7 protein-coding genes and 1 rRNA gene are annotated in these 12,233 nt (G+C 52.2%); 6 read left to right on the forward strand and 2 right to left on the reverse strand.

Translation table 11 applies throughout. The annotated features are described in order from the left end of the window. Positions 1–4: 4 nt before the first annotated feature. Positions 5–120 (forward strand): 5S ribosomal RNA (gene rrf / locus C0K55_RS12555). A gap of 125 nt (positions 121–245) precedes the next feature. Here the strand turns inward: rrf and C0K55_RS12560 are convergent. Beyond that, the gene (locus C0K55_RS12560) at positions 246–689 is read right to left on the reverse strand and encodes an acetyltransferase (RefSeq protein WP_061090588.1); all 444 of its coding nucleotides are present in this window, start codon (positions 687–689) and stop codon (positions 246–248) included. Between the two features lie 156 nt (positions 690–845). Between C0K55_RS12560 and metA the strand changes: the two genes are divergently transcribed. The 4 genes from metA to aceK all read left to right on the forward strand — a co-directional run bounded on the left by metA (position 846) and on the right by aceK (position 7,380). Beyond that, the gene (metA, locus tag C0K55_RS12565; protein WP_001122799.1) at positions 846–1,775 is read left to right on the forward strand and encodes a homoserine O-acetyltransferase MetA; all 930 of its coding nucleotides are present in this window, start codon (positions 846–848) and stop codon (positions 1,773–1,775) included. 268 nt (positions 1,776–2,043) lie between these two features. Next, on the forward strand, positions 2,044–3,645 hold the full coding sequence (gene aceB / locus C0K55_RS12570; RefSeq protein ID WP_105267017.1) for a malate synthase A: 1,602 nt from the start codon (positions 2,044–2,046) through the stop codon (positions 3,643–3,645). 29 nt (positions 3,646–3,674) lie between these two features. Further along, positions 3,675–4,979, forward strand: coding sequence for an isocitrate lyase (aceA, locus tag C0K55_RS12575; RefSeq protein ID WP_000857846.1), 1,305 nt, complete (start codon positions 3,675–3,677; stop codon positions 4,977–4,979). Between the two features lie 676 nt (positions 4,980–5,655). Beyond that, positions 5,656–7,380, forward strand: a complete 1,725-nt coding sequence (aceK, locus tag C0K55_RS12580; protein ID WP_061090589.1) for a bifunctional isocitrate dehydrogenase kinase/phosphatase — start codon at positions 5,656–5,658, stop codon at positions 7,378–7,380. 15 nt (positions 7,381–7,395) lie between these two features. Here aceK and iclR read toward each other — a convergent pair whose 3' ends face one another. Then, on the reverse strand, positions 7,396–8,220 hold the full coding sequence (iclR, locus tag C0K55_RS12585) for a glyoxylate bypass operon transcriptional repressor IclR (RefSeq protein WP_000226393.1): 825 nt from the start codon (positions 8,218–8,220) through the stop codon (positions 7,396–7,398). A 199-nt stretch (positions 8,221–8,419) separates the two neighbouring features. Between iclR and metH the strand changes: the two genes are divergently transcribed. After that, on the forward strand, positions 8,420–12,103 hold the full coding sequence (gene metH, locus C0K55_RS12590; RefSeq protein WP_000095945.1) for a methionine synthase: 3,684 nt from the start codon (positions 8,420–8,422) through the stop codon (positions 12,101–12,103). Positions 12,104–12,233: the final 130 nt, after the last annotated feature.

Below are 12,233 nucleotides of genomic sequence, written 5' to 3' on the forward strand. Positions count from 1 at the left end.
TTTGCCTGGCGGAGATAGCGCGGTGGTCCCACCTGACCCCATGCCGAACTCAGAAGTGAAACGCCGTAGCGCCGATGGTAGTGTGGGGCCTCCCCATGCGAGAGTAGGGAACTGCCAGGCATCAAATTTAGCGAAAGGCCATCCGTAAGGATGGCCTTTTTGCGCTGGTGCGGAAAAAAGGCCGGATGCGATGCTGGCGAGCCTTATCTGTCCTGCGCAGGGTTACGGTAGGGGTCAGCAGCGCATTATTCCCCCCCATACGCCAGATTCAGTAGCGGATACGGTTTCCCCAGCTCGTCGACTTCCGAACGCCCGGTAACTTTAAATCCCATCTTCTTATAGAATCCTACTGCTTGATCATTTTGCTCATTAACGTTGGTTGTCAGTTCCGTGGCCATCGAGAGCGCATGTTCCACCAGTAGTCGACCTACGCCATACCCGCGCGCATCAGAATCGACAAATAGCGCATCCATATGCTGCCCGCTTAGCAACATAAACCCAATCGGTTGATCCCGCTCATTAACCGCAACCCACAGCGGCGCTTCTGGCAGAAACGAACTCACCAGCTCTTCCAGTTCGACCCGATAGTCTGCAGACAAAAAATGGTGGGTAGCATCGACAGAACGACCCCAGATCGAAACCAGTTTTTCCCCTTCCTCATGCCGTGAACGGCGAATTCTAATAACCATTTCCACTCCTTTTATTCATGCTTATATTCTAACTCAGCCTTTTTCTTGAAACTTTCTCACCTTGAACATGCAGGCTCGACATTGGCGAATTTTCTGGTTATCTTCAGCTATCTGGATGTCTAAACGTTTGAACGTATGTAGTGAGGTAATCAGGTTATGCCGATTCGTGTGCCGGACGAGCTACCCGCCGTCAATTTCTTGCGTGAAGAAAACGTCTTTGTGATGACAACTTCGCGCGCGTCTGGTCAGGAAATTCGTCCGCTAAAGGTGCTTATCCTTAACCTGATGCCGAAGAAGATCGAAACTGAAAATCAGTTTTTACGCCTGCTTTCAAACTCTCCTTTGCAGGTCGATATTCAGTTGTTGCGCATTGATTCTCGCGAGTCGCGCAACACGCCTGCAGAGCATCTGAACAACTTCTACTGCAACTTTGAAGATATACAGGAACAGAACTTTGATGGTCTGATTGTAACTGGCGCGCCGCTGGGTCTGGTGGAGTTTAATGACGTCGCTTACTGGCCGCAGATCAAACAGGTATTGGAGTGGTCGAGAGATCACGTCACCTCGACATTATTTGTCTGTTGGGCGGTTCAGGCCGCGCTTAATATTCTCTACGGTATACCCAAGCAAACCCGCACCGATAAACTTTCGGGTGTATACGAGCACCACATTCTCCATCCTCATGCGCTTCTGACGCGTGGATTTGATGATTCATTTCTGGCACCGCATTCGCGATATGCAGACTTTCCGGCAGCGTTGATTCGTGATTACACCGATCTGGAGATTCTGGCAGAGACAGAAGAAGGGGATGCGTATTTGTTTGCCAGCAAAGACAAGCGCATTGCCTTTGTGACGGGCCATCCCGAATACGATGCGCAAACACTGGCGCAGGAATATTTCCGCGATGTAGAAGCCGGACTAACTCCGGATGTACCCTATAACTATTTCCCGCATAACGATCCGCAAAACAAACCGTGTGCGAGCTGGCGTAGTCACGGTAATTTGCTGTTTACCAACTGGCTCAACTATTACGTCTACCAGATTACGCCATACGATCTACGCCACATGAATCCAACGCTGGATTAATCTTCTGCGGCGATCGATCGTTAAGCGATTCAGCACATTACATCAGGCACCTTCGGGTGCCTTTTTTATTTCTGAAACGTCACTCATCAAGTGAATTAATTTTATTATTATTGTTATCAATAAGTTAATTGATAATTAAATTAAAAATGGAAATTGTTTTTGATTTTGCATTTTAAATGAGTAGTCTTAGTTGTGCTGAACGAAAAGCGCACAACGATCCTTCGTTCACAGTGGGGAAGTATTCGGATCCATGACGAGGAGCTGCACGATGACTCAACAGGCAACAACAACCGATGAACTGGCTTTCATAAGGCCGTATGGCGAGCAGGAGAAGCAAGTTCTCACCGCCGAAGCGGTAGAATTTCTGACTGAGCTGGTGACGCATTTTACGCCACAACGCAATAAACTTCTGGCAGCGCGCATTCAGCAACAGCAGGATATCGATAACGGGACGTTGCCTGATTTTATTTCGGAAACAACTTCCATTCGAGAAAGTAATTGGAAGATTCGCGGAATTCCTGCGGACTTACAAGATCGCCGGGTAGAGATAACCGGACCCGTTGAGCGCAAGATGGTGATTAACGCGCTAAACGCTAATGTGAAAGTCTTCATGGCTGACTTCGAGGATTCACTGGCCCCGGACTGGAACAAAGTGATCGACGGGCAAATTAACCTGCGCGATGCGGTTAACGGCACCATCAGTTACACCAACGAAGCAGGTAAAATTTATCAACTCAAGCCCAATCCGGCGGTTTTGATTTGTCGGGTACGCGGCCTGCACTTGCCGGAAAAACATGTTACCTGGCGTGGTGAAGCAATCCCTGGCAGCCTGTTTGATTTTGCTCTCTACTTCTTCCACAACTACCAGGCGCTGCTGGCAAAGGGCAGTGGTCCTTATTTTTATCTGCCAAAAACTCAGTCCTGGCAGGAAGCTGCATGGTGGAGCGAAGTCTTCACTTACGCAGAAGGTCGCTTTAACCTGCCGCGCGGCACCATCAAGGCAACGTTACTCATTGAAACCTTGCCTGCTGTATTCCAGATGGATGAAATCCTTCACGCACTGCGCGACCATATTGTCGGTCTGAACTGCGGTCGCTGGGATTACATCTTTAGCTATATCAAAACATTAAAAAACTATCCCGATCGCGTCCTGCCAGACCGCCAGGCAGTGACAATGGATAAACCGTTCCTCAGTGCCTATTCACGTCTGCTGATTAAAACCTGCCATAAACGCGGTGCATTCGCGATGGGCGGCATGGCGGCCTTTATCCCGAGTAAAGATGAAGAGCGCAATAATCAGGTGCTCAACAAGGTAAAAGCGGATAAAGCACTAGAAGCCAGCAACGGTCACGATGGTACGTGGATCGCCCATCCAGGCCTTGCTGATACCGCAATGGCGGTATTTAACGACATCCTCGGCTCTCGTAAAAACCAGTTAGAAGTCCTGCGCGAGCAAGATGCACCGGTTACTGCCGAACAACTGCTGGCTCCTTGTGACGGTGAGCGTACCGAAGAAGGCATGCGCGCCAATATTCGTGTGGCCGTGCAGTACATCGAAGCATGGATCTCCGGCAACGGCTGTGTGCCGATTTATGGTCTGATGGAAGACGCAGCAACGGCAGAGATTTCCCGCACCTCTATCTGGCAATGGATCCACCATCAAAAAACGTTGAGCAATGGCAAACCGGTGACCAAAGCACTGTTCCGCCAGATGTTGGCTGAAGAGATGAAAGAGATTGCCCATGAATTGGGCGAACAACGTTTCAATAGTGGGCACTTCGATGATGCTGCTCGCCTGATGGAACAGATCACCACTTCCGATGAGTTAATTGATTTCCTGACCCTGCCAGGCTACCGCCTGTTAGCGTAAACCACCACATAACTATGGAGCATCTGCACATGAAAACCCGTACACAACAAATTGAAGAATTACAGAAAGAGTGGACTCAACCGCGCTGGGAAGGTATTACCCGCCCATACAGCGCGGAGGACGTGGTGAAATTACGCGGCTCGGTCAATCCGGAATGCACGCTGGCACAACTGGGCGCGGCAAAAATGTGGCGACTGCTGCACGGTGAATCGAAAAAAGGCTATATCAACAGCCTCGGCGCACTGACTGGCGGTCAGGCGCTGCAACAGGCGAAAGCGGGTATTGAAGCGGTTTACCTGTCTGGCTGGCAGGTAGCGGCGGATGCTAACCTGGCGGCCAGCATGTATCCGGACCAGTCACTTTATCCGGCAAATTCAGTGCCAGCGGTAGTGGAGCGGATCAATAACACCTTCCGTCGAGCTGATCAGATCCAGTGGTCCGCAGGTATTGAGCCGGGCGATCCGCGTTATGTTGATTATTTCCTGCCGATCGTTGCCGATGCTGAAGCCGGTTTTGGTGGTGTCCTGAATGCTTTTGAACTGATGAAAGCGATGATTGAAGCCGGTGCAGCGGCAGTTCACTTCGAAGATCAGTTGGCGTCAGTGAAAAAATGCGGTCACATGGGCGGTAAAGTGCTGGTGCCAACCCAGGAAGCGATCCAGAAACTGGTCGCGGCGCGTCTGGCTGCGGATGTTACAGGAGTTCCGACCCTGTTGGTTGCTCGTACCGATGCCGATGCAGCAGACCTGATCACCTCCGATTGCGATCCGTACGACAGCGAATTCATCACTGGTGAACGCACTAATGAAGGTTTCTTCCGTACCCATGCGGGCATTGAACAAGCTATCAGCCGTGGCCTGGCTTATGCGCCATATGCTGACCTGGTTTGGTGTGAAACCTCCACGCCAGATCTGGAACTGGCGCGCCGTTTTGCCGACGCTATTCATGCGAAATATCCAGGTAAGCTGTTAGCCTACAACTGCTCGCCGTCGTTCAACTGGCAGAAAAATCTCGACGACAAAACTATTGCCAGCTTCCAGCAGCAATTGTCGGATATGGGTTACAAATTCCAGTTTATCACCCTGGCGGGTATCCACAGCATGTGGTTCAACATGTTCGACCTGGCAAACGCCTATGCGCAGGGCGAGGGGATGAAGCATTATGTTGAGAAAGTGCAGCAGCCGGAATTTGCTGCTGCGAAAGATGGCTACACCTTCGTTTCTCACCAGCAGGAAGTGGGTACGGGTTATTTCGATAAAGTGACGACCATTATTCAGGGTGGCACATCGTCGGTTACCGCACTGACCGGCTCTACCGAAGAATCGCAGTTCTAAGCAACCGACAATTGTTGTTGGCTGTAGACCGGATAATGCGTTTACGCCGCATCCGGCAATGAGCGCCTGATGCGACGCTGACGCGTCTTATCAGGCCTACAAATGTTGCAGACGCGTAGGCCGGATAAGGCGTTTACGCCGCATCCGGCAATGAGCGCCTGATGCGACGCTTGCGCGTCTTATCAGGCCTACAAATGTTGCAGACTCGTAGACCGGATAAGGCGTTTACGCCGCATCCGGCAATGAGCGCCTGATGCGACGCTGACGCGTCTTATCAGGCCTACAAATGTTGCAGACGCGTAGACCGGATAAGGCGTTTACGCCGCATCCGGCAATGAGCGCCTGATGCGACGCTTGCGCGTCTTATCAGGCCTACAAATGTTGCAGACGCGTAGACCGGATAATGCGTTTACGCCGCATCCGGCAATGAGCGCCTGATGCGACGCTTGCGCGTCTTATCAGGTCTACAAATGTTGCAGACGCGTAGGCCGGATAATGCGTTTACGCCGCATCCGGCAATGAGCGCCTGATGCGACGCTGACGCGTCTTATCAGGCCTACAAATGTTGCAGACGCGTAGGCCGGATAAGGCGTTCACGCCGCATCCGGCAATCAACGCCTGATGTGACGCTTGTGCGTCTTATCCGGCAATTCACAGCTCCCGATGAGGGCAACAAATGCCGCGTGGCCTGGAATTACTGATTGCACAAACAATTTTGCAGGGTTTCGATGCCCAGTATGGTCGATTCCTCGAAGTGACTTCCGGGGCGCAGCAGCGTTTCGAACAGGCCGACTGGCACGCTGTCCAGCAGGCGATGAAAAATCGTATCCATCTTTACGATCATCACGTGGGTCTGGTGGTGGAGCAGTTACGCTGCATTACCAACGGCCAAAGCACGAATGCGGCATTTTTACTGCACGTCAAAGAGCATTACACCCGGCTATTGCCGGACTACCCGCGCTTCGAGATTGCGGAGAGTTTTTTCAACTCCGTATACTGTCGGTTATTTGACCACCGCTCGCTTACTCCCGAGCGGCTTTTTATCTTTAGCTCCCAGCCGGAACGCCGCTTTCGTACCATTCCGCGCCCGCTGGCCAAAGACTTTTACCCCGATCACGGCTGGGAATCACTGCTGATGCGCGTTATTAGCGACTTGCCGCTACGCCTGCGCTGGCAGAATAAAAGCCGTGATATCAACTATATCATTCTTCATCTGACGGAAACGCTGGGGACAGATAACCTCGCTGAAAGTCATCTACAGGTGGCGAACGAACTGTTTTACCGTAATAAAGCCGCCTGGCTGGTGGGCAAACTGATAACGCCTTCCGGCACGTTGCCATTTTTGCTGCCGATCCACCAGACGGACGACGGCGAGTTGTTTATTGATACCTGCCTGACGACGACCGCCGAAGCGAGCATCGTCTTTGGCTTCGCGCGATCCTATTTTATGGTTTACGCGCCGCTGCCTGCCGCACTGGTCGAGTGGCTACGGGAGATTCTGCCGGGTAAAACTACCGCAGAACTGTATATGGCTATCGGTTGCCAGAAGCATGCCAAAACCGAAAGTTACCGTGAATATCTCGTTTATTTACAAGGATGTAATGAGCAGTTTATTGAAGCGCCGGGCATTCGTGGGATGGTCATGCTGGTGTTCACGCTGCCGGGCTTTGATCGGGTATTCAAAGTCATCAAAGACAAATTCGCCCCGCAGAAAGAGATGTCAGCGGCTCACGTCCGCGCCTGCTATCAACTGGTAAAAGAGCACGATCGCGTAGGAAGGATGGCGGATACCCAGGAGTTTGAAAACTTTGTACTGGAGAAGCGACATATTTCCCCGTCATTAATGGATTTGCTGCTTCAGGAAGCGCCAGAAAAAATCACCGATCTGGGCGAACAAATTGTGATTCGCCATCTCTATATCGAACGGCGGATGGTGCCTCTCAATATTTGGCTTGAACAGGTTGAGGGTCAGCAACTGCGTGATGCTATAGAAGAGTACGGCAACGCTATTCGCCAGCTTGCCGCCGCCAATATTTTCCCCGGTGATATGCTGTTTAAAAACTTTGGCGTCACCCGACACGGGCGCGTGGTGTTTTATGATTACGATGAAATTTGCTACATGACGGAAGTGAATTTCCGCGACATCCCACCGCCGCGCTACCCGGAAGACGAACTCGCCAGCGAACCGTGGTATAGCGTCTCGCCGGGCGATGTTTTCCCGGAAGAGTTCCGCCACTGGCTATGCGCCGACCCACGCATTGGTCCACTGTTCGAGGAAATGCACGCCGACCTGTTCCGCGCCGATTACTGGCGCGCTCTACAAAACCGCATCCGCGAAGGACATGTGGAAGATGTTTATGCATATCGGCGCAGACAGCGGTTTAGCGTGCGGTTTGTATAAATCAGAGGCGAAAAGTCACCGCATTCCACCATACGCCAGCGTCACTTCCTTCGCCGCTTTAATTACCATCGCGCCAAACTCAGTCACGCGGTCATCGGTAATACGTGAAATCGGCCCGGAAATTGAAATTGCGGCAAACGGTTCGCGGTGTTCATCGAAAATACACGCAGCCAGGCAACGCAGTCCCAGCGCATGTTCTTCATCATCAAATGAATAACCGCGTTTGCGTGTCTGCGCGAGGTCTTCTTTTAAATGCACAGGAGAAACCAGCGTCGCGTGGGTATAGGCATGTAACCCTTTGCGATGTAGCAGCTTTGTCACCTGTTCTTCACTCAGTTGAGCCAAAAAGGCTTTACCGGCACCGGAAGCATGCATCGGCAATTTACCGCCAATAGGGGCGGACATTCGCATCAGATGCGTACACTGCACCTGATCGATAATAATCGCCTCGTGATCGCTTTGATCGAGCACCGCCATATTGACCGTTTCGCCAGATTCTTCCATCAGATCGCGCAGTATAGGATGGACAATAGCTAACAAATTACGGCTCTGGAGAAAACTGCTACCGACCATAAATGCATGCGCGCCGATCGCCCAGTGACCCAGCTCACCGACCTGACGCACAAAGCCCTGTTGTTGCATAGTGGTTAGCAGACGGTGGGTGGTGGAATTGGGTAATCCGGCTTGCTGTGCCAGTTCGGTTAGTGCCACACTGCCATTGGATTCGGCAATCCACTCCAGTAATTTCAGGCCACGCGTTAAAGACTGAACCTGTCCAGTCGCGGGGGCGCTGGTTGCGGCAGGTTTTCTACCGCGTTTTGCGGGAATGGGTGCGACCATGACAGCCTCCTTTTTCTGTATCGTGGAAATCATTTTCATTTTTATTGTTAACTAATGCAACAGTTGCTGTACTGATCCGATGAGTTAATGTTGAACAAATCTCATGTTGCGTAGTGGTCGCTTTTACCACTGATGCGTTTGTGCCAGTATGGTTTGTTGAATTTTTATTAAATCTGGGTTGAGCGTGTCGGGAGCAAGTGTGAGCAGCAAAGTTGAACAACTGCGTGCGCAGTTAAATGAACGTATTCTGGTGCTGGACGGCGGTATGGGCACCATGATCCAGAATTATCGTCTGAACGAAGCCGATTTTCGCGGTGAGCGTTTTGCCGACTGGCCGTGCGATCTAAAAGGCAACAACGACCTGCTGGTACTCAGTAAACCTGATGTGATTGCCGCGATCCACAACGCTTACTTTGAAGCGGGCGCGGATATCATCGAAACCAACACCTTCAACTCCACGACTATTGCGATGGCGGATTACCAGATGGAATCCCTGTCAGCAGAAATCAACTTTGCAGCAGCGAAACTGGCACGTGCCTGCGCTGACGAGTGGACCGCCCGCACGCCGGGGAAACCACGCTACGTTGCTGGTGTTCTCGGCCCAACCAATCGCACAGCATCTATTTCTCCGGATGTAAACGATCCGGCATTTCGCAATATCACCTTTGACCAACTGGTGGCGGCTTATCGTGAATCCACCAAAGCGCTGGTGGAAGGCGGTGTAGACCTGATTCTGATTGAAACTGTTTTCGACACTCTTAACGCGAAAGCGGCGGTCTTTGCGGTGAAAACCGAGTTTGAAGCGCTGGGTGTGGAGTTGCCGATTATGATTTCCGGCACCATTACCGACGCCTCCGGGCGCACGCTCTCCGGTCAGACAACCGAGGCATTTTACAACTCCCTGCGGCATGCCGAAGCGCTGACCTTTGGCCTCAACTGCGCACTGGGGCCAGACGAACTGCGTCAGTACGTGCAGGAACTTTCGCGTATTGCCGAATGCTACGTCACCGCGCACCCGAATGCCGGGCTGCCAAACGCCTTTGGTGAATACGATCTCGATGCTGACACAATGGCGAAACAGATTCGCGAATGGGCTGAATCGGGTTTCCTGAATATTGTCGGCGGCTGCTGTGGCACGACGCCACAACATATTGCTGCGATGAGCCGTGCAGTTGAAGGATTAGCACCGCGCAAACTGCCTGATATCCCCGTAGCCTGCCGTTTGTCCGGACTGGAGCCGCTGAACATTGGCGACGATAGTTTGTTTGTTAACGTTGGTGAACGAACTAATGTAACCGGTTCCGCTAAGTTCAAACGCCTGATCAAAGAAGAGAAATATAGCGAGGCGCTGGACGTGGCGCGTCAGCAGGTGGAAAACGGCGCGCAGATTATCGATATCAACATGGATGAAGGGATGCTCGACGCCGAAGCGGCGATGGTGCGTTTCCTCAGTCTGATTGCTGGCGAGCCGGATATCGCTCGCGTGCCGATTATGATCGATTCTTCGAAATGGGACGTCATCGAAAAAGGACTGAAGTGTATTCAGGGCAAAGGCATTGTTAACTCTATCTCGATGAAAGAGGGCGTTGAAACCTTTATCCATCATGCCAAATTATTACGCCGTTACGGTGCGGCGGTGGTGGTAATGGCCTTTGACGAACAGGGCCAGGCCGATACCCGCGCACGGAAAATCGAGATTTGCCGTCGGGCGTACAAAATCCTCACCGAGGAAGTCGGCTTCCCGCCGGAAGATATCATTTTCGACCCGAACATCTTCGCTGTCGCCACCGGGATTGAAGAGCATAACAATTACGCGCAGGATTTCATCGGCGCGTGCGAAGACATCAAACGCGAACTGCCGCACGCACTCATCTCCGGTGGCGTCTCCAACGTTTCCTTCTCGTTCCGTGGCAACGACCCGGTGCGCGAAGCTATTCACGCGGTGTTCCTCTACTACGCCATCCGTAACGGTATGGATATGGGGATCGTCAACGCCGGACAACTGGCGATTTACGACGATCTGCCTGCGGAACTGCGCGACGCGGTGGAAGATGTGATCCTTAACCGTCGCGACGATGGTACAGAGCGTTTACTGGAACTTGCCGAAAAATATCGCGGCAGTAAAACCGACGACACCGCCAACGCCCAACAGGCGGAGTGGCGCTCGTGGGACGTGAAGAAACGCCTGGAGTACTCGTTGGTCAAAGGCATTACTGAGTTTATCGAACAGGACACCGAAGAAGCTCGTCAACAAGCCGCTCGCCCGATTGAAGTGATTGAAGGGCCGCTGATGGACGGAATGAACGTCGTCGGTGACCTGTTTGGTGAAGGGAAAATGTTTTTGCCGCAGGTGGTGAAATCGGCACGCGTTATGAAGCAGGCGGTGGCGTATCTCGAACCGTATATTGAAGCCAGCAAAGAGCAGGGTAAAACCAACGGTAAGATGGTGATCGCCACCGTGAAGGGTGACGTGCACGATATCGGTAAAAATATTGTTGGTGTGGTGCTGCAATGTAACAACTATGAAATTGTTGATCTCGGCGTGATGGTGCCAGCGGAAAAAATCCTCCGCACTGCCAAAGAGGTGAATGCTGATTTGATTGGTCTTTCGGGGCTGATCACGCCGTCGCTGGACGAAATGGTCAACGTGGCGAAAGAGATGGAGCGTCAGGGCTTCACCATTCCGCTACTGATTGGCGGCGCGACTACCTCAAAAGCGCATACAGCGGTGAAAATCGAGCAAAACTACAGCGGCCCGACGGTTTACGTGCAAAACGCCTCGCGCACCGTTGGTGTTGTGGCGGCGCTGCTTTCCGACACTCAGCGTGACGACTTTGTCGCTCGTACCCGCAAAGAGTACGAAACCGTACGTATTCAGCACGGGCGCAAGAAACCGCGCACGCCACCGGTCACGCTGGAAGCGGCGCGCGATAACGATTTCGCTTTTGACTGGCAGGCCTATACGCCGCCTGTAGCGCACCGTCTCGGCGTGCAGGAAGTCGAAGCCAGCATCGAAACGCTGCGTAACTATATCGACTGGACGCCGTTCTTTATGACCTGGTCGCTGGCCGGAAAGTATCCGCGCATTCTGGAAGATGAAGTGGTGGGCGAAGAGGCAAAACGCCTGTTTAAAGACGCTAACGACATGCTGGATAAATTAAGCGCTGAAAAATCGCTGAATCCGCGCGGCGTGGTTGGCCTGTTCCCGGCAAACCGGGTGGGTGACGACATTGAAATCTATCGTGATGAAACACGCACGCATGTGATTAATATCAGCCACCATCTGCGCCAACAGACGGAAAAAACCGGCTTTGCTAACTACTGCCTCGCTGATTTTGTGGCACCGAAACTCTCCGGCAAAGCGGATTACATCGGTGCATTTGCCGTAACTGGCGGGCTGGAAGAGGACGCGCTGGCTGATGCCTTCGAAGCGCAGCACGATGATTACAATAAAATCATGGTGAAAGCGCTTGCCGACCGTTTAGCCGAAGCCTTTGCAGAATATCTTCATGAGCGCGTGCGTAAAGTCTACTGGGGCTACGCGCCGAATGAAAATCTCAGCAACGAAGACCTGATCCGCGAAAACTATCAGGGCATCCGCCCGGCACCAGGATATCCGGCCTGCCCGGAACATACGGAAAAAGCCACCATCTGGGAGCTGCTGGAAGTGGAAAAACACACCGGCATGAAACTCACGGAATCTTTCGCTATGTGGCCTGGCGCATCAGTTTCGGGTTGGTACTTCAGCCATCCGGACAGCAAGTACTACGCAGTGGCACAAATTCAGCGCGATCAGGTTGAAGACTATGCCCGCCGTAAAGGTATGAGCGTTTCTGATGTTGAACGCTGGCTGGCGCCGAATCTGGGGTATGACGCGGACTGATTCACAAATCTGTCACTTTTCTTTACAACAAACAGGGCACTCACGGAGTGCCCTGTCTCTTTATTGATAGTAAACACATATACTGGACTTATATCAGACCGGAAAAGCGCTTCCGGAACTGTTTCAGGCA

This window comes from Escherichia sp. MOD1-EC6098 (assembly GCF_002965865.1).
Lineage (GTDB): Bacteria > Pseudomonadota > Gammaproteobacteria > Enterobacterales > Enterobacteriaceae > Escherichia > Escherichia marmotae.

Bases quoted from the DNA above. Each gene is read 5' to 3' on its own strand.
- C0K55_RS12560 (WP_061090588.1), bottom strand. From the start codon at position 689: ATGGTTATTAGAATTCGCCGTTCACGGCATGAGGAAGGGGAAAAACTG.
- metA (WP_001122799.1), top strand. From the start codon at position 846: ATGCCGATTCGTGTGCCGGACGAGCTACCCGCCGTCAATTTCTTGCGT.
- aceB (WP_105267017.1), top strand. From the start codon at position 2,044: ATGACTCAACAGGCAACAACAACCGATGAACTGGCTTTCATAAGGCCG.
- aceA (WP_000857846.1), top strand. From the start codon at position 3,675: ATGAAAACCCGTACACAACAAATTGAAGAATTACAGAAAGAGTGGACT.
- aceK (WP_061090589.1), top strand. From the start codon at position 5,656: ATGCCGCGTGGCCTGGAATTACTGATTGCACAAACAATTTTGCAGGGT.
- iclR (WP_000226393.1), bottom strand. From the start codon at position 8,220: ATGGTCGCACCCATTCCCGCAAAACGCGGTAGAAAACCTGCCGCAACC.